Below are 25,449 nucleotides of genomic sequence, written 5' to 3'. Positions count from 1 at the left end.
AAGAGACGGGCAGGGTAGCAAGGATGACGGTTGTGCCGCCAAACGGCTTTGATCGCAGGCAACGAAACATGTCTCGCCCCTTTGGCCTGTTTTGCCGGGGGCGGGCATGAGTGCGTCCATTGCAAGATATCTCAAGGATTTCGGTGACGTACAGCCCGCCGGGCTGGTGTTCGGCGACCCGCTGGCGGATGCCGACGGCGTTTCCGATTTTGCCGATGGAACCGCTGGTTTCGACGAATTCCAGACAGTCGACGTGGAAAGCGAAAAGCAGGCGGCCTATGACCGTGGCCACGCGGATGCGACCCGCGAGATCACGGATAAGATGCAGGCCGAGCGGGAAGAACTACAGGCCGCCCATGCCGCCGAGCTGGAGGGTCTAAGGTCCGTCTATCTGGAAGAGATTGCCGTTTTCCTGTCACTACGGCTGCGCGAAGGCATCGATGCGATCGCGACCAATCTCAGCGAGCAGACCGCCGCTATCCTTGCCCCGGTTCTGACCGAAGAGCTGTCGTTGAAGGCGGTTTCGGCGCTGGCGGATGTCGTTCGCGCTTCCATGCCGGATGGCGAGGCCGTCACACTTGTCGTGAAAGGCCCGAAAGATTTGTTCGAGCAACTGAAGACACAGCCGGGCTTTGAAGAAGAGACGATGAAATTTACCGAGACTGCGGATATCGACCTTTCCATTGAGTTGGGTGAAAGCGTGTTCGTCACGCGCATGTCCGCCTGGGCGTCCAGTCTTCGCAAGGTGATGAAATGAGTGAAGGCGAAAATCACCACCACGGCAAAAACGAGATCATCATCGTAAAACGCCACAAGGGCGGCCACGAGGGTTCCCATGGCGGCGCCTGGAAAATCGCCTATGCCGACTTCATGACGGCCATGATGGCGTTTTTTCTCGTCATGTGGCTGGTTAACGCCGCCAATGAGGAAACCAAGGCCTCGGTCGCCAGCTATTTTAATCCGATAAAGCTGTCCGATGAGAAACCCGCGTCCAAGGGGCTGGAAAAGCCGGTGGACAAGGAAGAGGGCGTCCAGAAGAAGGACCAGTCCAACATCCAGGCGGAAAAGGTTACCCAGGGCTCCGCTGCGGCGACAGGCGAGGACCTGACGTCCCAGACCGGGGAACAGTCGAATTTCTCGGAAGCGGACTTTTTCGAGAACCCCTATTCGGTGCTGGCGGAAATCGCCCAGCAGGTCGGGCAGCAGGCCAATGTCAGCGCCAAGGGCGAGGGCGGTGCAGCCGATTCCGGCCCGGCGACGGGCGCGAGCGGTGGTGAGGCTTATCGCGATCCCTTCGATCCCGATTTCTGGACCCAGCAGGTGAAGATCACCCGCGCGGACCAGCAGCAAAATCCCGCCGAGCCGCAGCCGTCCGCCGAGAGCAAACAGCCGGATGCGGCAAAGGACAATGTGGCGGTAGCAGTCAACGCGTCGCAGCAGCCGGCCGATCGTCCGGATGACGGCAAGGCGATGGAAGTCGCCGCCGTTGTGCCGCAGCAGCGCCCGGGTGTCGCCGAGCAGGCTGCACTTGCGCAACCGCAACCGGACAAGCAGAAAGCCACCGACGCCGAGTGGGAAAAGGCTGACACTCTGCGTGAAGAGATCGAAAAGCAGATATCCGGAATTACCGGCAAGCTTGCCGAAGGCCTGGTCGTGATGCCCGCCGAAGGCGGATTGCTGCTTACCATTTCCGACCAGACGGAAACGCCGATGTTCAATGTCGGGTCGGCCGTGCCCCGGGGCGAATTGGTTCTGGCCATGGAAAGGATCGGCAAATTGCTTCAGGACCGGGGCGGCAGCGTGGTTATCCGCGGCCATACCGACGGACGGCAGTTCAAGGGCGAGGCCAACGACAACTGGCGGCTTTCCATGGATCGCGCGCACAGCGCCTATTACATGCTGGTTCGCGGCGGCCTGTCCGAAGAGCGGGTGAAGCAGGTCTCGGGGTTTGCGGATCGCAGATTGCAGGTGCCGGCGGACCCCCTGGCGGACGCAAACCGTCGTATCGAAATTCTGCTTGAGGCCGATCGGGGGTGAGTGTGACGAAATCCTCGAAACGCTGGCTTTTTCTTGCGGCGACACTCTGCGGTCTCGGTTCCGAGCCGATCAAGGCGTTCTCGCAATCGCAAGACAATCTCATGCCCTATGCCATGCTGCGCTCCCTGCAATTCGTGCAGGACTCGGTCGCCATGGGAGATCATTCGGCGACCGAAATGCAACGGTTCCTGCTCCAGACCATCGACGAGCGGCTTAAAAGTGCGCCCTCCGCGATCTTCAAGGATCCGCGCAATGTCGATGCGGCGCTCATCTATGCGATGAGCGGCGGTAATCCGGCCACGCTCGAATTGCTGGTCGCGCGCGATGTGGATGGCAATTTCGACAGCCGCGTCGCCGACATTCTGCGCAAATATCTCTCCGGCAAGGGAACGCTGGTCGCGCAAAGCATCGCCGCCATGGTGCCGGAATATCGTGGCACGAGGATCGGCGCCTATCTTGCGCTGATCGGCGGCAATGTGACGATCCCGCGCGATCCGCTGGCTGCCCTCGGTTTCTATGACATAGCCCGGCTCGAAGCGCCCGGCACCATCGTGGAGGAGGCAGCGCTCCGCCGCTCGCTCGCAATCGCCGTGGAAGACGGTGATGCCGGACGCGGCGTCGAATATGCGCAGCGTTACGCGCGGCGGTTCCTGCATTCGCCCTATGCCAGCCAGTTTGCGGATCTTCTGGTCTCGCTGGTGGTCAAGCGAGCCGATTCCATCGGCGACGAGGCGATACAGGAAACATTCGCCATGATGGACACCGAGAGGCAGAAGGAAGCTTATCTGCGCCTCTCCCGTCTTGCGGCGATCAGCGGCAAGGATTCGCTGGCGCGCATGGCGGCGCTGAAGGCAAAAGCGCTGTCGGCAGACATGCCGGATCAGCCGGAAGTGCAGGCAAATCTATATGAAAGCCTCTCCAACATCGGCACGCCCGACGTGGTGAGCGCGATCGAGACAATCGGACAAATTCCGGAAGCGCAGCTTTCGGATCGGGACAGGGCCTTGCGGGATGCGGCAAGGACGATCGCCGAACAGGTGGTTCGTCCTCCTTCCTTGCAGCCTGGCGTCGATGTTGGCGCCGCCGCAGGGCAGGACGCGTCTTCGAATGAGACGGCCGGCGCCGGGGCGAAGAGCATATGGCGGGTTGAAAACCACAAGGCTGATGATGAGGGCGAGAACGTCCGGCAACTCGTGACGAGTGGCCGCAGCAAGCTCGATGAAATCGACAGCCTGTTGAAGAAGGGCGAGGGGGCACCATGATCGACGGAACCAGCAGCGCGATAGTGAATGCGCCATACAACGATCCACGCGCCGGCAGCGCCAGTGTGCGGGACGACGCCAAAGGCGGAAGTTTCGGCGATACCCTCGCCACGGTCCGGGACGAGCGCCCGCCGCAGGCGCAGCATTCGCGGCAGCAGCAGGAGACGGGATCGGCCGAGGAGCAGCATGCGCACCCGGATGACGAAGCGGAAAAGACGGATGTCCCGGTCAAGCGGGCCCCGACTTTCGCTAATATGATCGTCAAGGATCATTCCGAAGAGGACCGTGGCCACGAGGCTGTGGCCGAGCTTCAGAACGCGATGAAGACGGCGCGTACCTCGTCCGAAAACGGCAAGACCGGCAAGAAGGCCAAGGGCGATGCCGACAAGGACAACGAAACGGCGGCGGATGGAATTGATCCGAAGCTGGCGGAGTTGCAGACGCTCACGGCCAACGTCGGCGATATCGTGACGGCCAAGACGCCGCTTGAGGAAATTGCGCAGGCGATTGCCGGCAAGGCGGATGTGAAGTCTGACAGGGTCGAAACCACCAGAGGCAAGGGCGAGGTTTCGCCCAAGGACATGCCGACACGGGTCGAGCTGGCCGGCAATGAAGCCGGATCTGGCTCGGGCAACGAGGGCGATGCCTCGGCGTTCCGCTTCGCCTCTCCGCGTTCCGGCACGGCCCGCGCGCTCGATATGAACACGGTTCAGCGTGAAGGTCGCGTCGAATTCGATGCTCGGGAAAGCACCGGCAAGGCTACTGACACCATCACGGTCCTCGATTCGCGGCGGTTCATCGGCCTGGCGCCTTCGACCAACGCTTCGGCCCTGACCGGTCTGATCGCCAATGACCCGGAATGGGTCAGCGCCATGCATCCCGGTTCGTCGCTGTCCAACGCAGCGGCCCAGAGCAGCACCGGCAAGGTCGTCCATACGCTGAAGCTCCATATGACGCCGATCGAGTTGGGATCGGTGACGATGTCGCTGCGTCTTGCCGGTGATGAGCTCGCCGTTCACATGACAGTGGAGAGCGTGGCGGCCTACAAAAAGCTCCAGCAGGACAGCAACAGCATCCTTGAAGGTCTCAAAGCGCAGGGTCTGACGGTCGATAACATCACGATCAGCATCGCTTCTTCTGACAAGAGTGACCAAACGGGCACACAAGGCAACAATCAGCAAAATCAGCAGGCGCAGCAGCAGGGCCAGCAGGCCGCTGCCGGGCGCAACCGTGACGAGTCCGGAGCACGGGGCGGACGGCAAGGCAATGGCGATAATTTGGGGGTGCATAATGAAGGCATGGACGGCGCTCTTGGCTCTGCCCGCTCTTCTGCTGATAATGGCGTCTACCTCTGAAAACGCCTCCGCTTCGGCAACATCAGGTGTGTGTGAAAGGGAAATTCAATCCGCCGCCCGCAAATACGGCGTGCCGGAGGGTATTCTCTATTCCGTGGGTCTGACGGAGACGGGCCGCAAGGGGCGGCTCGACCCCAATGCCATGAATATCGAGGGAAAACCGGTATTTGCCTCATCCACGGAAGAGGCGCTCGCCACTTTCGAGGCGGCCAAGCGCAACGGCGCCAAGCTGATCGACCTCGGTTGCATGCAGATAAATCACTATTTCCATGGCGAAAACTTCGCATCGGCGCGTGAAATGTTCGATCCGCGCCGCAATGTCGAATACGCGGCGATGTTTTTGCGCAATCTCCACAACAGGCATGAAACCTGGACCATGGCGGTCGCCCGCTACCATGCAGGCCCGAACAACGACCCTGCGCAGAAGAAATATGTCTGCCGGGTAATCGCCAATCTTGTCGCCACAGGCTACGGGAAATGGACCGTCAACGCGAAAAATTTCTGCGACGGATAACAACCTTTGATTGCTTTAACGGGGTTCGGGACTCGCAATTTGAAATGTGGCGAGAGAAAGCCCGAAAAAAGGCGTTGCAAGCGATTTTTTCGAATTTTTAGAATCTTTGCACAAAAATTTTGTACCGCATATGGTTAACAACCACTATATATAGATCAAATCGGCACAAAATGGTTAATCAATTATTAATAACTATCGATGATTTCCTACAGTTGTCGCTGAATCCCCCGATTCGTACCAATGCCTCATTGGAAAACACCACACTGATTCGGAGGCGGACGAATGATCGTAGTGGTTGATGAGCGCGAGCTCGTTAAAGACGGCTATACTTCTCTATTTGGGCGTGAGGGCATCCCCTCGACTGGTTTCGATCCGGTCGAATTCGGGGAATGGGTCTCGACGGCGGCGGACAGCGATCTGGCGGCCGTGGAGGCCTTCCTGATCGGTCAGGGCGACCGGAGCTTTTCTTTGCCGAAGGCGATCAGGGATCGCTCGACGGCCCCGGTGATCGCGGTCAGCGACCAGCCCTCGCTGGAATCGACGCTGGCGCTGTTCGACAGCGGTGTCGACGATGTCGTGCGCAAGCCGGTTCATCCTCGTGAAATCCTTGCACGTGCGGCGGCGATCCGTCGCCGGCTGCAGGTTATTTCGAACTACACCGATGCGGGGCAGATCAGGGTTTTCTCCGATGGCCGCGATCCTGAGGTGGGTGGTGAGGTATTTCCCCTGCCGCGCCGCGAGCGCCGCATCCTTGAATATTTGATCGCCAATCGCGGACGCCGCGTTTCCAAGGCGCAGATTTTCAATGCCATCTACGGCATCTTTGATGACGACGTCGAAGAGAATGTCGTGGAAAGCCACATTAGCAAGCTGCGCAAGAAACTGCGCAAGAAGCTCGGCTACGATCCGGTCGATTCCAAGCGTTTCCTTGGCTACAGCATCGACTGGCAATGATCCCCATTGATCCGCGTGGTCTTTTTCAAACGCGGTATTTCAGACAGCTTCACGCAAGCCAAACGTTTTACCTTCTCCCTGAAGATGACCACGAGGGTTTTTGAATGAGTATTTTCGGCACTATGCGAACCGGTGTGTCCGGCATGAATGCGCAGGCGAACAAGCTTGGAACCGTTGGCGACAACATCGCCAATGCAAGCACCACCGGCTACAAGCGCGCATCGACGTCGTTCTCCTCGCTCGTTCTGCCTTCGTCGTCGGGCAGCTACGCCTCTGGCGGCGTGCAGTCCAACGTTCGCTACAGCATTTCGGAGCAGGGCAACCTCTCCTACACCACGTCGAGCACCGATCTTGCCATTCAGGGCAACGGCTTCTTCGTAGTTCAGGACGGCTCAGGCACGCCTTATCTTACACGAGCCGGCTCCTTCGTGAAGAATTCGGAAGGCTACCTGGAAAACGCAGCAGGCTTCCAGCTGATGGGTTACCCCTACGGGTCCAACCCGCCGGCCGCCGTCGTCAACGGCTTTACAGGTCTTGAGGCCATCAACGTCAACAACTTCGGCCTGACGGCATCTCCTTCCACGCAGGGCAGCTTCCCGGCCAACCTCAATCGCGATGACCCGATTGTAGCTGCAGCATCACTTCCGAGCGCCAATGCCGCAACTGCGACGATCGGCAACAAGACTTCGTTGACGGCATTCGACAGCGGTGGCGCAAAGGTGCTGTACGATTTCTATTACACCAAGACTGGTGCCAACACCTGGGAGGTGGCGGTCTATCGTCAGGATCAGTCAACCAACGGCGGTTTCCCGTATACGGCGACTGCACCGGCTACTCTTGTTCAGGAAAAGGTGGATCTGGTCTTCGATCCCGCCACCAACAAGCTTACGACCGCATCTCCAAAATCAATTACCATTGATGACAGTAACAGCGGCGTTGCGCAGTCGATCAATATCGACCTGTCCGACATGTCGCAGTTCTCGACGAAGTTCACGCCCGGCACCGCGATCCTGAACGGCAATGGCCCGAGCCAGATCAAGGATGTCGAAATCGGCAAGGACGGCGTGGTGACGGCGGTCTATCAGGATGGCGGCCGCCGCAACATCTACCAGCTGGCGCTGGCCACGGTGCCGAGCGTCGACAATCTCAGCCCGCAGAACGGCAACGTTTATCTGCCGAGCAACGAGTCGGGTGTCGTCACCATCGGTTTCGCGCAGACGGGCAGCTTCGGCTACATCCAGAAGGGTGCGCTTGAGGGTTCGAACGTCGATATCGCCAGCGAACTCACCGACATGATTGAATCCCAGCGTATCTACACGGCGAATTCGAAAGTCTTCCAGACCGGGTCGGATTTGATGGATGTTCTGATCAATCTGAAGAGATAATAATTCTCACGAGGACAAATGAATGTCGCTCACGTCAGCAATGATTACTGCGCAGTCGATTTTCAACAATACAGGTAAGCAAACCGACGTTACTTCGAAAAACATTGCCAATGTCGGCAATGCGAACTACGTCAAGCGAACCGCCATTCTCGGCACGACCATGTATGGTGCAAATATTGTCACCAATGGCCGTGCCCAGAATGAAAGTCTTTTCAGGCAGACGATCGCCAGCTCATCCTTCGCTTCCGGCCAGAAAACCGTTCTGACCGGGCTTGAGGAAATGAAGAGCCTTTTTGGTGGCAACGACTACGAAAGCTCGCCAGCCCAATATATGAAGAAACTGCGCGAGAGCCTTGACGGTTACGCGGCCAAGCCGAGTGATGCCGCTCTGGCGGCGACGGCGGTGACTTCGGCCACGGACGTTGCCAGTTCCCTGAATAAGGCTTCGTCCGAATTACAGGCGATGCGTCTGCGCGCCGACAAGGAAATCTCCCTTCAGGTCGATAAGCTGAACGGTCTCCTCGCGAAATTCGAGGAAGCCAACAACGAGGTCAAGGCGCAGACCGCGATGGGCGGCGATGCCAGCGATGCTCTCGACCAGCGCGAAACGCTCCTGAAGGACATCTCGTCCATTATCGGGATCAATGTCGTCAATCGCGAAAACAACGATGTCGCGCTGTATACGACAGAAGGCGCGACCCTGTTCGAGGTCGTGCCGCGTAAGGTGACCTTCAAGGCACAGCCGGGTTACGATGCGACGACCACCGGCAATGCGATCTATGTCGACGGCGTTGCGCTCAAGGCGAGCACCGGCAGCAACACGACGGCGGAGGGTTCGCTTCAGGGCCTGATGCAGGTTCGCGACGATTTGGCGCCGACCATGCAGAGCCAGCTCGATGAAATTGCTCGCGGCCTCATCTCCATGTTTGCGGAAAAGCCGATTACTCAGCCGCTGCCGCCGGCGACGCCGCTGACGGCGAAACCGGGCCTTTTTACATGGTCGACAGCCACGCCGACAAGCGAGATTCCGTCCGCCGGCGTCATTGTTCCCGGGCTCGCTGCCAGCATTAACGTCAACTCCGCGTTAATTATCTCCAAAGGTGGTAACCCGGAATTGTTGCGCGACGGCGGCATCAACGGTACCGCTTATGTGGCCAATCCGTCGTCTGCGGGCGGAACGGGGTTTTCCAAGCTGATCGACAGCTATGTGACTGCTTTTGACGCGCCCATGAGTTTTGCCGCGTCGACACGTATCGATACGAATACCAGCATCCTGAAATACGGCACCAACTCGATGGGGTGGCTCGAACAGGAACGGTCCGGCGCAACTTCGGCAAATGAAGCGAAAAGCGCGCTCTATGAGCGCTCCGCCGCCTCCTATTCGAACAACACCGCCGTCAGCCTGGATGAGGAGCTTTCGCTGCTCATGGATATTGAACAGTCCTACAAGGCGGCGACGAAGCTCGTGAGCACCGTTGATGAAATGCTCAAGTCGCTGATGGACATGGTGAGGTAAAATGAAAACGTCCTTCATTTCGTCGCTGGCGATGCAGAACAGCATGCGCAGCACCATCCTCAAGGCCCAGCTTGAGATGACCAACCTCAATACCGAACTGACGACGGGCAAACATGCCGATCTCGGCGTGACCCTGGGTGCCAACACTGCCCGCAGCCTCGATCTCAATCGCGATGTCGATCGCCTCTCCTCGCTTGTGAGCATCAATTCCATCGCCACGCAGCGTCTCAAGTCCTCGCAGGCGGCACTTGATGGCATGGCGAAGGCCGCGCAGGAAATTCAGAAGGTTCTCGTCCCGAATACCAGTAGTGAAGCTCCGACGCTGGCAACGGTCAACAAAGCCATTACGAATGCGTTCAACACTTTCACCGGCTTTGCCAATACGGCAGTCAGTGGCGAGTTTCTGTTTTCCGGCATCAATACGGATGTGAAGCCTGTCGACGACTACTTCGCCGAAGGCTCGACGCTGAAGGCAGCCTATGAGGTGGAGCTGAACGCATTCATGGCGGCGCAGACACCGGCGGTCGGCAATATTGCCAACCTGTCCAAGGATCAGGCCGCAGCGTTCATGACCCATATCGAAGGTGTGTTCAACGGGACCACGACGGTTACGAACCCGCCGCACAGCGATCTGACGGCCGGCCAGAACTACGATTTCTGGACGACCTATGGATCGAAGGCGAGCGACACGAACATGACGAGCCGTATCAGCCAGAACGAAGTGGTCGATACATCGACCAACAGCAACTCTCAAGGCATGCGTTACTTTGCGATGACGGCCATGACGGCGATGACGTTCCTTGACGACAAGGTCCCGAGCGGTGTTCGCGAAATGGTGGCGACAAGGTCGGTGACCAATATCGGCACGGCCATTAGCGGTTTGAACCAGCAGCAGAGCGTCCTCGGTCTCTCCGAAAGTCGTGTTTCGAAAGCGAACGACTCGCTCGCCGCGCAGAAGAAGATCATCGAGACGCATCTGCTGGATATCGAGGGGATCGATACCTACGAGGTGAAGACACGTCTGGATCTGCTCCAGCAGCAGATTGAAATCGCATACAGCCTCACGTCGCGTCTGCAAAAAATGAGTCTGGTAAACTACCTCTGATGAACAGGGGTGGCGGCAGATAAAGGATACATGAATGTACCAGTTTTCCTACGCCGAAATCATGGAGGATGGTGTCGCGGACGCGAAAGATCGCGAGCGGCAGGCGTTGACGAAATCGATCGAACTTCTGGTGGAGGCAAAAGACTCGTCTTCCCAGCGCCATACGATCGAAGCGCTTTTTTACACTCGACGGGTCTGGATCCGCTTCATTGAGGACCTCAAGCAACCCGATAACCAGCTCGCCATGGAACTCAGGGCAAATCTGATTTCGATCGCGATCTGGATATTGAAAGAGTGCGAACTGATCCGGAAACGTCAGTCGACGAATTTCCAGGGCATAATTGACGTGACAACCATCATCAGGGATGGACTGAAATGAAAAGTACACTTCGAATCTCGCTGAAATCGGGCGAAAAGATCTTCATCAACGGAGCTGTTTTGCGAGTGGATCGCAAGGTGGCGCTTGAATTCCTGAACGATGTCACGTTCCTGCTCGAAAACCACGTCTTGCAGCCGGAGCAGGCGACGACGCCGCTCAGGCAGCTTTATTTCATCGCGCAGATGATCCTCATCAATCCGGAAGGACGCGAACAGTCGACGAACCTGTTCCGCAAATCCGTGAGCATGCTGTTGAATTGCTTCCAGCATGAGGAGATCTTGGCGGAACTCAAGCGGATCGACGGGCTGGTTGCCGTCGGCAAGGCTTTCGAGGCGCTGAAGGCCATTCGCGGTCTTTATCCGACCGAGGAGAAAATCCTCAGCAATCAGGAAATGACCCCCGCAACGATCGAACAGATTCGCAAGGAGATAGCACCATGGCGGTAGATGCAGTCAGCTCGGCAGCGTCAAATCCCTGGGCCAATGCCGGTGCGAGCAGCACCGACGGTAACGCGGCATCGCTCAACTACGACAGTTTCCTGAAGCTCCTCATCGCCCAGATGAAGAACCAGGACCCGACCAGCCCGATGGATGCCGGCCAGCAGATGTCGCAGCTGGCGAGCTTCTCGCAGGTCGAGCAGACGATCAAGACCAACACCCATCTGAAGAGCATGTTGCAGGCCGAAGCCCTGACGCGCGCTTCCGATCTGGTCGGCAAGACGGTCAGGAGCGCCGACGACAAGGTCACCGGTGTGGTGAAGGAAGTCGAAGTCTATTCGGATGGCGTCGTCGCCATTACCGAAGCTGGTGACAAAGTGTTGTTGCAGGCCGGTGTGACCTTCTCGAACGGCCCGATCACGAGTACACCTACTGGCGGTACCGATTCGAACAAGCCGGCCGGTTCCTGATATTGAAGAGGCGGCATAAAGCCGCCTTTCCGTGATAGAGGTTGCGACGATGAACGAGGCCGATGCGCTTGATATCATGCAGGCTGCAGTCTGGACAGTTCTCGTCGCGGCCGGTCCTGCCGTTCTGGCGGCAATGATCGTCGGTGTCGCCATCGCCTTCATTCAGGCCCTGACACAGGTTCAGGAAATGACGCTGACCTTCGTCCCGAAAATCGTGACGATCATGATCGTTCTCGGCGTCGCCGCCCCTTTCGTGGGCGCGCAGATCGCTCTTTTTTCCAATCTCGTCTTTTCGCGCGTTCAGTCCGGCTTCTGACATTCGTCCGCTTCGGATGCCATCCTCGCGCAAGCTTCAGTGGCTAGTGATAGGCTGAAGCATCGGACCGAATTGCGTGCATATTTTCGGAATCCGATGCCGCGGAACCGTGCGGCGGCTTTTCCGTCGCCCTTCTCATGAAGAGACAGGACGATTTTTATGGCGCAACCACCAGTCATCACCTTGCCCAAAGTCACTCCGAGCTTGCGGGATGTCGGTTTCGCATTGGGTATCGTGGCGATCCTCTGCGTTCTGTTCCTGCCCATTCCGGTGGTTCTGGTGGATATCGGGCTTGCGTTTTCGATCGCGCTTTCGGTCCTCATCCTCATGGTGGCGCTCTGGATCCAGCGTCCGCTGGATTTCTCGTCTTTCCCGACCGTATTGCTGATCGCGACCATGATCCGTCTGTCGCTGAACATCGCGACGACACGCGTCATCCTTTCGCACGGCAACGAGGGACCGACGGCTGCGGGCGGCGTGATCGCCGGTTTCTCCAGCCTCGTGATGTCCGGCGACTTCGTCATCGGTCTGATCGTCTTCATGATCCTGATCACGGTCAACTTCATCGTCATCACCAAGGGTGCGACGCGTATCGCCGAAGTCGGCGCGCGCTTCACGCTGGATGCCATACCCGGCAAGCAGATGTCGATCGATGCGGATTTGTCCGCCGGCATCATCGATGAAAAGGAAGCACAGCGCCGCCGTCGCGAGCTGGAAGAAGAAAGCTCGTTTTTCGGTTCGATGGACGGTGCCTCGAAGTTCGTGCGCGGCGACGCGATCGCCGGCCTGATCATCACTGCGATCAATATTTTCGGCGGCATCATCATCGGTTATTTCCGCCACGGCATGCCGATCGGCGAGGCGGCCGATGTTTTCGTCAAGCTTTCCGTCGGCGACGGTATCGTCTCGCAGATTCCGGCCCTCATCGTGTCGCTTGCCGCCGGCCTTCTGGTGTCGCGCGGCGGCACATCCGGTTCGACGGATCAGGCGGTCGTCAATCAGTTGAGCGGCTACCCGCGAGCGCTGATGGTTTCGGCCATGCTGATGGGCTTGCTGGCGGTTATTCCGGGTCTGCCCTTCCTGCCGTTCATGATGCTCGGCGGCATCATGGCCTTCGGCAGCTGGTACATCCCGCGCCAGGCGGAGGCAGAAAGCACTCTGCGTCGCCAGGAGGAGGAGGACAAGGTTTTCCAGACCAGCGAAGCGGAAAAGGATTCGGTCAAGCAGGTCCTCAAAACCTCCGAAATTGAACTGGCGCTCGGCAAGCAGGTATCGACCCGTCTTCTCGGCGCGCATCAGGAACTGGCTTTCCGCGTCGGCAAGATGCGCAAGAAATTCGCGACCCAGTATGGCTTCGTCGTCCCGGAGATCAAGGTCTCCGACGACATCATGATCCCGGAAAAAGCCTACCAGATCCGTGTTCATGGCACGACGATCGCCTCGAGCAACCTGCGCGTCGGCGATGTACTGGTGGTCACGGGGGCAGGGCGCAAGCCGAGCATTCCGGGCGACGAAATCCGCGAACCCGCCTTCGGCATGCCGGCCGTTTCCATTCTCGAGACCTTTACCGAGGATTTGAAGCGGGAAGGCTTCCACCCCATCGACAATGTTTCGGTGGTACTGACGCATCTGAGCGAGGTCATCCGCAACAATCTGCCGCAATTGCTGTCCTACAAGGACGTCAAGATCCTCATCGACAGGCTGGATCCGGAATATAAGAAGCTGGCCGACGAAATCTGCTCCTCACATATGTCTTATTCCGGTCTGCAGGCGGTGCTGAAACTGCTGCTTGCCGAGCGTGTGTCGATCCGCAACCTGCATCTCATTCTGGAAGCGGTCGCCGAACTTGCCCCGCATGTGCGCAAGACGGAGCAGATCGTCGAACATGTGCGGGTGCGCATGTCGCAGCAGCTCTGCGGCGATCTTGCCGATAATGGCGTGCTGCGTGTCCTGCGGCTCGGCAACAAGTGGGATATGGTCTTCCATCAGGCGCTGAAGCGCGATCAAAAGGGTGAAATCGTCGAATTCGACATCGATCCCCGCCATCTCGAGGAGTTCTCCGAGCAGGCGTCGAAAGTTATCCGTGAATTCATGGACCGCGGACTGCCCTTTGTCCTTGTCACGTCGCCGGAAACGCGGTCCTATGTGCGCATGATTATCGAGCGACTCTTTGCGACCCTGCCGGTTCTTTCGCATGTGGAACTTGCCAAGGGGCTGGAGATCAAGATTCTGGGCGCCATTTCATGATAACCGACCCGCAAGGGACAATTATCGCATTGTTCCTTGCCATTTGCCGTATCGGCGCCTGTTTCATGACGATGCCGGGCTTTTCCAGCTCGCGCATTTCACCGCAGATTCGCATGTTGCTGTGCGTCGCGGTGTCCATGGCGCTTTTGCCGGTGCTGTGGGACACGATCTATCCGAAAATCTCCGGCGCAAGCCAGGGCGCCGTCGTCGGCCTTATCTTCACCGAGATCGTCATCGGCGCCATGTACGGCCTGATTGCGCGGTTCTATACGCTCGGCTTCCAGTTCACGGGCGCGCTCATCGGTGCATCTATCGGGCTCAGCGCTCCGGGCGGTGCGGATGTCGTTGAAGACGTGCAGGAAAACCAGATATCGAACTTCATCACCTTCGGCGGACTCATGGTGCTGTTCATACTGGATTTCCACCATATCGTGCTGCGGGCACTGGTTGATTCCTACACGACGACACCGGTCGGCGCGCTCATCAGCGGCCAGAAGATGCTGATTACGCTCACCGACACGCTGCGGGCGTCCTTCTCAATCATGTTGCGGCTTGCGAGCCCCTTCGTGATCTACGGCCTGATGTTCAACGTCGCGGTCGGTCTCATCAACAAGCTGGCGCCGCAGATACCGGTCTATTTCATATCGACGCCCTTCGTTCTGGCTGGCGGTATTTTCATGCTCTATTTGTCGATCGCGGCCCTCATCCGCCAATTCGTGGATGGGTTCGGCCCGGTCTTCATAGGCTTCTGATCTGGAGAAAACGCCATGGCTTCGGACAAGCGTTCGGCCAAACTCAAACGCCTGGTAACGGTTCAGCGCCATATGGAAAAAATGGCCGAAGTGGAACTGGCCGATACCACCCGCGTGCGCGCGGAAGTGGCGCAATCCATGGAGAGCGTGCTTGAAGCGATGAGTTCCATGGAACCGGTCCATCAGACGTTTTCCAAACACTATTCGGACCGTTACGGCCGTCTCGTGGTCAAGGACCGCCAGCTCACCGGCGTGCAGCAATTGCAGGAACACAAGGTGCTGAAGGAAAAGACCAAGGCCGACCGGCTGGAGGACAGAATGCACACTGCCCGCGATCTCGAGGATCGCGAGGCGGACGACAATGCAATCTATGATTTGTTAGAAATTACGAATGTATCTCGGACACCAGCCTCCAGCAAGGTTGGCGATCCATAGTCTGTCCCGTTGTTGCATCGCGATCGTCCAGAAGGACGTATTGAGCGATGTTTCTTGATTGAGCGAATGCGCCGGCTTTCAGTGCCGCCCTTTCGTCAGCTCGGGAGATCTGGACGTGGCGATATCGGTTATAAGTGATCTGGTGATGGATGTGGTTCGCGCTGCGGACCCTCAGGAAGTACAGGTTGCCCAGGAAAAATTGAAGGCGAACAAGGCGGCTTTCGCTGCGACGAGTCTTGCTGATTCGGGCAGGGGTTTTGGCGCAGCGGTTGATATGCTGGACAGCGCCACATCGAAGGCGGGTCTCGGCGACACCAACATCCGCTCGGCTCGCACCGAGATTCCGGAAACATACCGCAAGTATGAAGCTTCCGTGCTCCAGACCTTCGTTGCCAACATGCTGCCGAAAGACAGCGAAGAGGTCTACGGCAAGGGCAATGCCGGCGAGATCTGGAAAAGCATGATGGCGGAACAGTTTGCCGACACGATTTCCAGAAATGGCGGCGTCGGCATTGCGGAACAGGCCTACAAGGATGCGTTGCGGAAAGCCGAGAGCAAAGGCATTACCGACGTATCCATGAATGAAAAAGACCATAATGCTGCAATTCGGATGGTGGCGGAGTTCGAAAGGCAGGTCCTCGGCGTTTCCAATGATAAAACGGATGAGGCTTGAGAATGCAAAATCACAACGAGGAGACAAGCATGGACCTTATGTCGAACGACCACCGCATCAAATCCGTTCTCGGCCGTCTTGAAATGATCATCGACAATGAGAACGACAATATCGGTAAGGATCCCCAGTTCGATTTCAAAGTCTCCAATGCCCATAAAAGCCGTTGCCTCTATGAGTTGACCATGCTGTTCCGCGATACGCCCCATGAGGAAATCGCCGCTGGACATCTCGATCAGGTGCAGGGCATCAAGTCCAAGCTCGCGACCAATGCCAGCCGCGTCGAGGCGCATCTGAACGCGGTGCGTGCTGTCGCGGACCTGCTGAAGACCGCTATCCAGGAAGCCGATACGGACGGCACCTATTCGCAAGAACAGTTCCTGTACGGTGCAGCCTCCTGATGTTGAAGCTTCTCCTTACCGGCGTCTGGGTTTGCGCCGTCACGCTCGGCGCGGTGTATTTCTCCGTCCAGATGGCGACGGCACCCTCGCCGGGGGATGAGGCGGGGGCGAAAAAGGCCAGCCTGCAACTGGTCAAAGGCGAGAGCATCACCATTCCCGTCATCAACGATGGCAGCGTGAACGGTTATTTCCTCAGCCGCATTTCCTTGCGTGTCGACAAGGACAAGATGGCGAAGATCGAGCTGCCCGCGACGCAGTTGATGACCGACGAATTGTTCACGCTTCTGGCGGGTTCTTCCATGGTCAACATCGCCAATATTTCCACCTTCGATCCTGAGGTCTTCAAGCAGCGCATCCGCGAGGGGCTGAACAAGAAGCTTGGCGACGAGGTGGTCGAGGACGTGCTGATCGAACAGCTCGATTATCTGTCGAAAGCCGACATTCGCGAGCAAAAGGGCAACGGCTCGCCCCATTCGGTCAAGATCGTCGAAGGTGAGAAAACCGACGCCGGAAAAGAAGCGGCCCCGAGCCACTGATGTCGCAGGACGTGGTGCAGGCCACCGGCCTGGTTAATCGTCCCTTTCTATTTCCCGAAGCATTCGAGCGGTTGCTTTCAAGGTAACTTCAACCAGCACCTGTATAAACAGACCCATGAACCGCCATCTCGCAGACCTTGCGCCGGATTGGCGGCGGGGTCTGGCATTTGGGGGTTGGCATGAATTTCGCGGCAAGTTTTGCGCGGCCGGGATTGCAACGGAGCATTCATGGACTGCGCGTCTGTGATCTGGACTGGAACGCTGCGCTGGAAATGGTGAGCGGCCGGGCCTCGGCTTGCGAAGGCCACACCATGCTCTCGTTTCTCACCATCCAGAATGCCAGGCTGTCTCTCAAGGATGCCGTCTACCGGCAGATTCTGGAAAGTTGCCTGCTTCTGCCGCAGGGCAGGGCGATGAATGCGGCGGCACGCGCCGAACATGGTAAGCCTCTGCCCGTCACCATCGATGGTGTTGCCTTCGTCATGGCGCTTCTGACCTATATGGCGGTGCCGAAACGTATCGGCATTGCCGGAGATGATGCGGCACAGGCCGGAGAGGTCCTTGCCAGACTGCGCGCGCACGCGCCCTGGCATGATTTCGTGATGCTGAACCCAAATGCGTCTGGTGTGAAGGTGGATGTCGTGCTGGCGGGCATGCTTGGGGAAAACCAGGAGAAATGGCTGCATCGCAGCATCAACCGCAGCGATGCGCGTGTCGTCATCGCAGTCGGCCCCTTGTTCAAGGTGCTGGCGTCCGAAGTGGCCGGCATGCCGGAAATCTTCCGCAAGCTGCATATGAGCTGGCTTTACAGTCTCTGCGCCGAACCCTGGCATATCGCCGCCGGCAAGAGTTGAGACCGGCCTCCCCGCAGGTTCCGCGTTAACCATTTGTTTGCCATGATCCTTTAACCTCCCGTAAGGTTTTGAAAGCCGCCTGATGCGGGCGGCGCCGAGCGTGGCAGACGGCTTCAGATGGTTGATCACAATCCGGATATGATGGCGACGCGCCCCGATGAGGATGGCGCCGCCGTGCCTGTATCGCAATGGCGCAAACATTGTCTGCGGCTTCTGACGGCCGGTTGTGTCGCCGCGGCCACCGTTGCGGGCGCTGCACTTCCTCTCCTGCTCATCGATTCCGGTTTTCGCGGATATGTTTCGCAAGCGCATGTCGAGGTCACGCAGACCGGCTACGATGCACCCGATGCTGCCCGCTTTCTTGCGATGGCCCGACGCACCCTGCTTTCACCTGCTGGGCTCGACCGGGTAACGGGCGACCTCAAATTGAAGCCCGCCGACATGGTTGGCGTTCGCAATCAGGGTGAACTCGGCCTGCTTCTCGACCTTTTGACGGGGGCGGACACACGGTCGCTTTCCCCGCGCGAAGCACTTAATGGTGCGGTCGGCGAGGCGATCCGGCTGGAGCTGACGCCGGATGAGAATACGCTGGTCGTAAGCTCGAAGGCCGCAACGCCGGAAGCCGCGATGCGGCTTACAGATTATCTTTCGATGCGCGTTATGGCGGATGGCAAGGCCGGCACCATGACGCCCGCCATGCGCGAGACGGAGAGGGCACGGACCCGGCTGGATGAAGCGGAAGCCGCGCTGAACGGATTCCAGATGCGCCACAATGATGCCGTGCTGTCGGAAGTGCAGCAGCTCGAACAGCAATTGCGCGACGTAGATGACAGCCTTGCGGGGACGACCCAGCAGCAGCAATCGCTTCAGACGGACCTGGCGGTGGCCTCCGCCCTCAAGCCGAATGACGTGTTGTCGAAACCTTTGCCGGCCGGCGCGGCTTTTTCAGTGCTTGAGGACATCAGGCAAAGACATGCGAGCGCCAGCATGGCGCTTGCCGGGGTTTCGGTCGATTACGGCCCGAAACATCCCCGCCGCATCGCCGCCCAGAATGCGGTGGATGCCGTGCAGGCGCTTGCAGCCCCCGCACTCCGCCAGTTGGTGGACAGCTTGCGGGCGGATGAAAAACGTGTGGTTCAGGAGATCGCGACCGAAAATGGTGAGCGCAAGAAACACCTTGATCGCCTGAATGACCTTGGTGTCACTCCCGGTGAATTCTCCAGATTGCAGGGTGAATTGGAAACGGCGCGAAATGCCTATCTGGAGGCGAGCGAGCGCCGCGATCTGTCCTCATCCACCACGCCTACCGTTGAAACCCGCCTCACCAGGAAGGCCGGACCGGGACAATTGTCGCGCGATCTGACGCAGGCCGCGATGATGGCGGGTGGTGGCGCGTTGATCGGCCTGCTTGGCAGCCTTTATCTTCTGAGCTATCGCCGTCATGACGAGGAAGAGGAAGCCGCCTCTCTCTTCGAGGAAGATCTGGCACAGTCTCCGCAGTTCTCCGAATTCGAGCAGATCGAGCCGGATGTGTTCCATGATCTGGAGGAAATGGCCGCAAGCAGCGATTTCGGTCCGGAGAATGAGTTCGCCGATTATTATGCCGAGGCGGCAAATGATGCCGGAGACATGCCGCTGGACGAGCGCGTTCGGCAGGTGCTTATGGGCAACCGCAGCCTCAGGAATGCTGCTCAAACGTCATCCGAGCTTCCGCCCTTGATCAATGAAGCCCTTGCAGGACACTTCGACCACGAGCAGGCCGAGGCCGAGGAATTGGCGGAATTAAGACGCGAGTTGGCGCTCGTGAGGGAGCGTCTCGCCGATTACGCCGAGCACTACGAAGACTACCGTAAAACTGCCTGACGACGCTGTGTTTTTGCTTGCATTCCTGCAAAGTCGGCACCATACGGGGCCAACGTAACCCAGCAGGAGCAGGACGCATGGCAGTTGTGATTGACGGGAAGGCGAAGGCGGCTTCGGTAACGGAGGCGGTCCGCAAATCGGCAGAAACGCTTGAGGCGGAACGGGGCGTGAAGCCCGGTCTCGCGGTTGTCATTGTCGGCAACGATCCGGCCAGCCACGCTTACGTGAACTCCAAAAGCAAGACGGCCAAGCAATGCGGCTTCAATTCCGTTCAGCACACGCTGCCGGAAGAAACGACGCAAGATCAACTGCTGAAGCTGGTTGGCGACTTGAACGCCGATGCGTCCATCCACGGCATTCTGGTGCAGCTGCCTTTGCCGAAACACTTCAATTCCGACGAGATCATTCAGTCGATCCTGCCTGAGAAGGATGTGGATGGCCTGAGCGTGCTGAACGCCGGCAAGCTGGCGACCGGCGATCTTGCCACCGGTCTCATCTCCTGCACACCCGCCGGCGCCATGCTTCTGGTGCGCGGCATTCACGGCGATGATCTTTCGGGTCTCAATGCCGTTGTCATCGGCCGCTCGAACCTGTTCGGCAAACCGATGGGCCAGCTTCTGCTGAATGCCAATGCCACGGTGACGATGGCGCATTCGCGCACCAAGGATCTCGCCACCGTCTGCAAGACGGCGGATATTCTCGTGGCGGCGGTCGGCCGCGCGGCGATGGTGAAAGGCGATTGGGTAAAACCCGGCGCGACGGTCATCGATGTCGGCATCAACCGCATTCCCGCACCGGAAAAGGGTGAAGGCAAGTCGAAGCTGGTTGGTGACGTCGCCTTTGACGAGGCAAGCGCGGTTGCCGCCGCCATTACGCCCGTTCCCGGTGGTGTCGGTCCGATGACGATCGCGATGCTGATGGCCAACACCGTCATCGCCGCCTATCGTGCGCTCGGGCAGACCGCGCCGAAATTCTGAAGCCGGCTACTCTTTCGGTGCGGGCCCTGTCGAGGCGCGGACCACAAGTTCCGCCTTCCACAGTTCCTGTTGGGGTTCTGTCTGGTTGAACTTGATCCGGTTGATCAGGCGTTGCCCCACGCGTACGCCCGCCGCCCTGAGCGATGAGCGGGTGGTGGTGAGCGGCACGGAAAAATTGTCGGGCTTCAGCAGCGGCAGCACGTCGTCATGGGCGATCAGCGAAATATCCTTGCCTGGTTTCAAGCCGCGCTGGTTGAGCGAGCGGATGACGCCGAGTGCTAGTGCTGTACTGGCGCAAACGATGGCGGTCGGCCTTTCCGGCTGTGACAGCAGCGCCTCCATGCCGAGATAACCCTCCTCGTCGGTCATGCTGCCGTGTCTTGTGTTTTCCGCACGCAATGTCAGGCCGTTTGCCGCCAGCGCTTTTTGCACCCCGAGACAGCGCCGGAAGGTGAAGTCGTAACCTTCGGGGCCGTTCAGAAGCCCGATCCGCTTGTGGCCGAGCTGGAGCAGCAGCAGGGTCGCGTCGCGAAAGGCGCCCTCATTGTCCACGTCGAGATAAGGATAGTCCTCTTCCACGCCAAAGGAGCGGCCATGGACGAGGAAGGGCAACGAGAGCGACTGCATCATGGCGATACGGGCGTCGTTCTTTTTCATATAGGCGAGATAAATACCATCGACGCTGCCGCTGGCCGCCAGCCCGCGCAGGGCTTCCTGTTCCTTCTCCGGCTCCGTGGGCATGATGACGAGATGAAATCCGCTGCGGGACGCTTCTTCGCCGAGACCGCTCAGGAATTCGCCGAAATGCACATCGGACCGATGGTGCTCGCCGATCGGCATGACAAGGCCGATGGAGCCGACCTTGCCGGTCGCCAGCCGCTGTGCCGCTGCATTCGGGCGATAGCCCGTCTTTTCGGCGGCTTCCATGACACGACGGCGCGTTTCGGCGTTGACCTCGGGATATCCGTTGAGCGCCCTGCTGATGGTCGTCTGCGAAATCCCCAGCAGTTGCGACAACTGTTTCAGGTTCATGTCTCTAATTTCCTCCGTGCATGCGCATCGGGAAAAGCAAAAGCCTCTCCTCAGCTCCCAAAGCGCTTTAGATTTTTACCAGTGCGCGCTGATTTTCTCAATCGAAAACGATAGCCGCCTTTCTAAATAAATATGACTATTCGCAAGCCGGTGCAGGAGGTCCAGCGAAAGAGCCTCTTGACTCTCTCTCGATGTCAATGAGATGAATAGGCAGCCAAAGCGCTTTGATTTATGGGGGGTGCTTTGAGCCGTTTATGTGATGGGAGGTAAATCACATGCAGAAGACCTTTTTGGCGACGGCGGCCTCGATAGTGCTGCTGTCGGGTGCGGCCTTTGCTGCCGATCTGAAATTCGCGCCGGGTGAGGACGCCAAGTTCAACTGGAAAAGCTACGAGGACTTCAAGGCGGCTCATGCCGACCTCAAGGGTCAGACGCTGACGATTTTCGGGCCCTGGCGCGGTGAGGATGAGGCGCTGTTCCAGACGGTGCTGGCCTATTTCTCCGATGCGTCCGGCGTGAATGTCCGTTACTCCTCGTCGGAAAATTACGAGCAGCAGATCGTCATCGACACGCAGGCCGGTTCGCCGCCCAATATCGCAATCCTGCCGCAGCCCGGCCTTCTGGCCGATCTCGCCGCCAAGGGTTTTCTGGTGCCGCTCGGCGATGAGACCGCCAATTGGGTCAAGGACAATTACGGCGCCGGCCAGTCCTGGGTCGATCTCGGCAGCTACAAGGGCAAGGACGGCAACAAGGCTTACTTTGCATTTCCCTTCAAGGCCGACGTGAAGTCGCTCGTCTGGTACGTGCCTGAGAACTTCGAGGAAGCGGGCTATAAAGTGCCCGAGAGCATGGAAGACCTGTTCAAACTGACGGACCAGATCGTTGCCGATGGCGGCACGCCCTGGTGCATCGGCCTCGGTTCCGGCGGCGCTACCGGCTGGCCGGCGACGGACTGGGTGGAAGACCTGATGCTGCGCACGCAGCCGCTTGACGTCTACCAGAAATGGACGACGAACGAGGTGAAGTTCACCGATCCGGCCGTGGTTGCGGCAATCAACGAGTTCGGCAAATTCGCCAAGAACGAAAAATACGTCAGCGGCGGCGTTGCGGCTGTGGCCTCCACCGACTTTCGCGACAGCCCCAAGGGCCTCTTCGACATTCCGCCGAAGTGCTACCTGCACCATCAGGCGTCTTTCGTGCCGTCCTTCTTCCCTGATGGTACCAAGGTCGGCACGGATGTGGATTTCTTCTACATGCCGGCCTATGCCGCGAAGCCTGAACTCGGCAAGCCGGTTCTGGGCGCTGGCACGCTGGTCACCGTCACCAAGGAAGCACCTGCCGCCAAGGCTTTCGTCGACTTCCTGAAAACCCCGATCGCCCATGAAGTGTGGATGGCGCAGTCCAGCTTCCTGACGCCGTATAAGGGTGTGAATGTCGATGCCTATGCCAACGAGCAGATGAAGCGCCAGGGTGAAATCCTCACCTCCGCAACGACCTTCGGCTTTGATGGTTCCGACCTGATGCCGGGCAAGATCGGTGCCGGTGCATTCTGGACCGGCATGATCGATTTCGTCGGCGGCAAGGCCGCAGATCAGGTCGCCGCCGATATCCAGAAGGCCTGGGACGGCCTGAAGTAACCTCAACAGAGCTTGGCCCGGCGGTGATACCGTCGGGCCTTTGCCAACGGAACGACCCGACGACCGCATAAAATCAGCGCGGCGCGGAGAGGATCAAGGGAGGGAACATGGCTCAACAACTCGTTTCTGCCATAGGCGTCATGGTGGCCGGCGTTTTTGCCTGCGCCGCCTATTATTGGCTATCCGACAAACTGTTGCAGGTGATCTTTCCCGTCCGCTCGGGAGACGTGTTGCAGGCATCCCGCAACCTCAATCGCCGCGCGGCGGTCCGGCCCTGGCTGTTCGTCGGCCCGGCCCTTCTCCTTCTTTTGGTCTATTTGGTCTATCCGGTCATCGCGACGCTGATCCTGTCGTTTTACGACCGGACCGGCGCCGAATTCGTCGGCCTTGCCAATTACCGCTGGGCGTTCTTCGATGCGGGTTTCCGGCAATCGATCTTCAACAATATTCTCTGGCTGGCCGTGGTGCCGGCCGCCTGCACCTTCTTCGGCCTCGTCATTGCCGTCATGACAGACCGCATCTGGTGGGGCAACATCGCCAAATCCATCGTCTTCATGCCGATGGCCATCTCCTTCGTCGGCGCATCGGTCATCTGGAAATTCATCTACGAATACCGCGCCGAAGGGCAGGTGCAGATCGGTCTTCTAAACGCCGTCGTCGAGTTTTTCGGCGGCAATCCGGAGGTGTGGATTTCCATGCCGTTCTGGAACAACTTCTTCCTAATGGTTATCCTGATCTGGATTCAGACCGGTTTCGCCATGGTCATCCTGTCTGCGGCGCTGCGCGGCATTCCGGAGGAAACCATCGAGGCTGCGGTCATCGACGGCGCCAATGGCTGGCAGATTTTCTGGAAAATCATGGTTCCGCAAATCTGGGGCACGATCGCCGTCGTCTGGACCACGATCACCATTCTCGTTCTCAAGGTTTTCGATATCGTGCTGACCATGACCAACGGCCAGTGGAACACCATGGTTCTCGCCAACCTCATGTTCGACTGGATGTTCCGCGGTGGCGGCGATAGCGGCCGAAGTGCTGTTATCGCGCTTATCATCATGGCCGCCGTTACGCCGATCATGGTCTGGAATATCCGCCAGGCCAACCGCGAGATGGAGGGCCGCTGAGATGGATATCGTAAAACGTCTGCGCCGCGTCGGCCTGCCGCGCCTCATCGTCCACGCCAGCGTGCTGGTCGTCGTGCTTCTATGGCTCCTGCCCACGCTCGGCATTCTCGTCAGCTCGCTGCGTGACAAGGACCAGATTACGGTGTCGGGCTGGTGGACGGCTTTCTCCAGCTCCGAACAGACGGCGGCGGTTCGCCTCGCCGATGCTGCCGTGCAGAAGCAGGACGGAAACCGCTATGTCATATCAGGCAACGTCTTCGAAAGCGGGCAGGGCGGCAAGGTTGCTGCCTTCGGCGTCCGCGTGCAGGAGCCGACAGCCTTCAAGGCGGGAGAGGCGGCCGATATCGGCGACGGCGAGACGCTTCTCGTCAATGCCGACGGCACCTATGAATACAGCAAGGCCTCCAGCTTCGAAGGTGCGCGCGGCAAGCGGGTCTATCTATCCGTTGCGACGCCGCCGGTCTTCACGCTCGATAATTATCGCACGGTCCTGACCTCGGAAGGTATCGGCCAGTCCTTCGTCAACTCCTTGACGGTGGCCGTGCCCGCAACGGTCATCCCCATCCTCATCGCCGCCTTTGCCGCTTACGCCCTGTCATGGATGAACTTTTCCGGCCGCAATCTTCTGATTGCAATGGTGGTGGGCCTGATCGTCGTGCCGTTGCAGATGTCGCTGATCCCGCTTCTGAAACTCTACAACGAAATCGGCAATATCTTCGGCGTGCCGTCCAAGACCTATGCCGGCATCTGGCTGGCGCACACCGCCTTCGGTCTGCCGCTCGCCATCTACCTGCTGCGCAATTACATTTCCGGCCTGCCGAAAGAGATCATCGAAAGCGCCCGTGTGGATGGCGCGAGCGATTTCGAAATCTTCGTCAAGATCATCCTGCCGCTGTCATTCCCGGCGCTCGCCTCCTTTGCCATCTTCCAATTCCTGTGGACCTGGAACGACCTGCTCGTCGCTATGGTCTTCCTCGGCACGCAGAAGGACGAGCTGGTGCTGACCGGCGCCTTGAACGCGCTGCTCGGTTCGCGCGGCGGCAACTGGGAAATTCTCACCGCCTCGGCCTTCGTCACCATTGTCGTGCCGCTTGGCGTCTTCTTCGCCCTTCAACGTTATCTCGTGCGCGGCCTGCTCTCAGGCTCCGTCAAGGGAGGCTGATTATTCCATGAACGCCCATACCAGACAGGATG

General features: G+C 58.7%; 26 protein-coding genes. 25 read left to right on the top strand and 1 reads right to left on the bottom strand.

The window, feature by feature from the left end; all coding sequences use genetic code 11:
- Positions 1–106 precede the first annotated feature (106 nt).
- The 22 genes from RS75_RS15825 to folD all read left to right on the top strand — a co-directional run bounded on the left by RS75_RS15825 (position 107) and on the right by folD (position 20,465).
- The gene (locus RS75_RS15825) at positions 107–757 is read left to right on the top strand and encodes a hypothetical protein (protein WP_045021994.1); all 651 of its coding nucleotides are present in this window, start codon (positions 107–109) and stop codon (positions 755–757) included.
- Positions 754–2,037, top strand: a complete 1,284-nt coding sequence (locus RS75_RS15820; RefSeq protein WP_045021992.1) for a MotB family protein — start codon at positions 754–756, stop codon at positions 2,035–2,037. Before RS75_RS15825 ends, RS75_RS15820 begins: the two co-directional genes overlap by 4 nt.
- Positions 2,034–3,299, top strand: a complete 1,266-nt coding sequence (motC, locus tag RS75_RS15815; RefSeq protein WP_045021990.1) for a chemotaxis protein MotC — start codon at positions 2,034–2,036, stop codon at positions 3,297–3,299. Before RS75_RS15820 ends, motC begins: the two co-directional genes overlap by 4 nt.
- A complete protein-coding gene (gene fliK / locus RS75_RS15810) occupies positions 3,296–4,654 on the top strand; it encodes a flagellar hook-length control protein FliK (RefSeq protein ID WP_045021988.1) in 1,359 nt (452 codons plus the stop codon). The genes motC and fliK overlap by 4 nt, the downstream gene beginning before the upstream one ends.
- Entirely contained in the window at positions 4,590–5,168 is a 579-nt protein-coding gene (locus RS75_RS15805; RefSeq protein WP_045021985.1) for a lytic transglycosylase domain-containing protein, read from the top strand. The genes fliK and RS75_RS15805 overlap by 65 nt, the downstream gene beginning before the upstream one ends.
- Positions 5,169–5,450: 282 nt before the next feature.
- A complete protein-coding gene (locus tag RS75_RS15800; RefSeq protein ID WP_045021983.1) occupies positions 5,451–6,122 on the top strand; it encodes a response regulator transcription factor in 672 nt (223 codons plus the stop codon).
- A 104-nt stretch (positions 6,123–6,226) separates the two neighbouring features.
- Positions 6,227–7,507 (top strand): flagellar hook protein FlgE, encoded by a 1,281-nt coding sequence (locus RS75_RS15795; protein ID WP_045021982.1) that lies wholly within the window; start codon positions 6,227–6,229, stop codon positions 7,505–7,507.
- 22 nt (positions 7,508–7,529) lie between these two features.
- Positions 7,530–9,023, top strand: coding sequence for a flagellar hook-associated protein FlgK (flgK, locus tag RS75_RS15790; RefSeq protein WP_045021981.1), 1,494 nt, complete (start codon positions 7,530–7,532; stop codon positions 9,021–9,023).
- Position 9,024: 1 nt separating this feature from the next.
- The gene (locus RS75_RS15785; protein ID WP_045021980.1) at positions 9,025–10,128 is read left to right on the top strand and encodes a flagellar hook-associated family protein; all 1,104 of its coding nucleotides are present in this window, start codon (positions 9,025–9,027) and stop codon (positions 10,126–10,128) included.
- A 34-nt stretch (positions 10,129–10,162) separates the two neighbouring features.
- Positions 10,163–10,507: a flagellar biosynthesis regulator FlaF gene (gene flaF, locus RS75_RS15780; RefSeq protein ID WP_045021979.1), complete on the top strand. Its 345-nt coding sequence runs from the start codon at positions 10,163–10,165 to the stop codon at positions 10,505–10,507.
- Positions 10,504–10,953 carry a flagellar biosynthesis repressor FlbT gene (gene flbT / locus RS75_RS15775; RefSeq protein WP_045021978.1) on the top strand — a complete coding sequence of 150 codons (450 nt, stop codon included), beginning with the start codon at positions 10,504–10,506 and terminating at the stop codon, positions 10,951–10,953. The genes flaF and flbT overlap by 4 nt, the downstream gene beginning before the upstream one ends.
- Positions 10,944–11,414, top strand: coding sequence for a flagellar hook assembly protein FlgD (gene flgD / locus RS75_RS15770; RefSeq protein WP_045021977.1), 471 nt, complete (start codon positions 10,944–10,946; stop codon positions 11,412–11,414). The genes flbT and flgD overlap by 10 nt, the downstream gene beginning before the upstream one ends.
- A 49-nt stretch (positions 11,415–11,463) precedes the next feature.
- The gene (locus RS75_RS15765) at positions 11,464–11,730 is read left to right on the top strand and encodes a flagellar biosynthetic protein FliQ (RefSeq protein ID WP_003515115.1); all 267 of its coding nucleotides are present in this window, start codon (positions 11,464–11,466) and stop codon (positions 11,728–11,730) included.
- 159 nt (positions 11,731–11,889) lie between these two features.
- On the top strand, positions 11,890–13,977 hold the full coding sequence (gene flhA, locus RS75_RS15760) for a flagellar biosynthesis protein FlhA (RefSeq protein ID WP_045021976.1): 2,088 nt from the start codon (positions 11,890–11,892) through the stop codon (positions 13,975–13,977).
- Positions 13,974–14,729: a flagellar biosynthetic protein FliR gene (gene fliR / locus RS75_RS15755; RefSeq protein ID WP_045021975.1), complete on the top strand. Its 756-nt coding sequence runs from the start codon at positions 13,974–13,976 to the stop codon at positions 14,727–14,729. Before flhA ends, fliR begins: the two co-directional genes overlap by 4 nt.
- A gap of 15 nt (positions 14,730–14,744) precedes the next feature.
- Positions 14,745–15,164: a hypothetical protein gene (locus tag RS75_RS15750; protein ID WP_045021974.1), complete on the top strand. Its 420-nt coding sequence runs from the start codon at positions 14,745–14,747 to the stop codon at positions 15,162–15,164.
- 115 nt (positions 15,165–15,279) lie between these two features.
- Entirely contained in the window at positions 15,280–15,837 is a 558-nt protein-coding gene (locus RS75_RS15745; RefSeq protein ID WP_045021973.1) for a rod-binding protein, read from the top strand.
- Positions 15,838–15,866: 29 nt separating this feature from the next.
- On the top strand, positions 15,867–16,235 hold the full coding sequence (locus RS75_RS15740; RefSeq protein ID WP_045022062.1) for a hypothetical protein: 369 nt from the start codon (positions 15,867–15,869) through the stop codon (positions 16,233–16,235).
- Positions 16,235–16,771: a hypothetical protein gene (locus tag RS75_RS15735; protein WP_045021972.1), complete on the top strand. Its 537-nt coding sequence runs from the start codon at positions 16,235–16,237 to the stop codon at positions 16,769–16,771. Before RS75_RS15740 ends, RS75_RS15735 begins: the two co-directional genes overlap by 1 nt.
- Before the next feature lie 179 nt (positions 16,772–16,950).
- Entirely contained in the window at positions 16,951–17,625 is a 675-nt protein-coding gene (locus RS75_RS15730) for a WecB/TagA/CpsF family glycosyltransferase (RefSeq protein ID WP_045021971.1), read from the top strand.
- Between the two features lie 117 nt (positions 17,626–17,742).
- Positions 17,743–19,488: a GumC domain-containing protein gene (locus RS75_RS15725; protein ID WP_045021970.1), complete on the top strand. Its 1,746-nt coding sequence runs from the start codon at positions 17,743–17,745 to the stop codon at positions 19,486–19,488.
- 77 nt (positions 19,489–19,565) lie between these two features.
- A complete protein-coding gene (folD, locus tag RS75_RS15720; RefSeq protein ID WP_045021969.1) occupies positions 19,566–20,465 on the top strand; it encodes a bifunctional methylenetetrahydrofolate dehydrogenase/methenyltetrahydrofolate cyclohydrolase FolD in 900 nt (299 codons plus the stop codon).
- Positions 20,466–20,471: 6 nt separating this feature from the next.
- Here folD and RS75_RS15715 read toward each other — a convergent pair whose 3' ends face one another.
- The gene (locus RS75_RS15715) at positions 20,472–21,497 is read right to left on the bottom strand and encodes a LacI family DNA-binding transcriptional regulator (protein ID WP_045021968.1); all 1,026 of its coding nucleotides are present in this window, start codon (positions 21,495–21,497) and stop codon (positions 20,472–20,474) included.
- A gap of 275 nt (positions 21,498–21,772) precedes the next feature.
- Between RS75_RS15715 and RS75_RS15710 the strand changes: the two genes are divergently transcribed.
- The 3 genes from RS75_RS15710 (at position 21,773) to RS75_RS15700 (ending at position 25,417) form a co-directional block, all read left to right on the top strand.
- Positions 21,773–23,134, top strand: a complete 1,362-nt coding sequence (locus tag RS75_RS15710; protein ID WP_045021967.1) for an ABC transporter substrate-binding protein — start codon at positions 21,773–21,775, stop codon at positions 23,132–23,134.
- Positions 23,135–23,241: 107 nt separating this feature from the next.
- The gene (locus RS75_RS15705; protein WP_045021966.1) at positions 23,242–24,255 is read left to right on the top strand and encodes a carbohydrate ABC transporter permease; all 1,014 of its coding nucleotides are present in this window, start codon (positions 23,242–23,244) and stop codon (positions 24,253–24,255) included.
- Between the two features lies 1 nt (position 24,256).
- The gene (locus RS75_RS15700) at positions 24,257–25,417 is read left to right on the top strand and encodes a carbohydrate ABC transporter permease (RefSeq protein WP_045021965.1); all 1,161 of its coding nucleotides are present in this window, start codon (positions 24,257–24,259) and stop codon (positions 25,415–25,417) included.
- Positions 25,418–25,449: the final 32 nt, after the last annotated feature.

This window comes from Rhizobium nepotum 39/7, assembly GCF_000949865.1.
In the GTDB taxonomy this organism is placed as follows: Bacteria; Pseudomonadota; Alphaproteobacteria; order Rhizobiales; family Rhizobiaceae; genus Agrobacterium; species Agrobacterium nepotum.
This window is presented reverse-complemented; position numbering and strand designations above follow the sequence as displayed.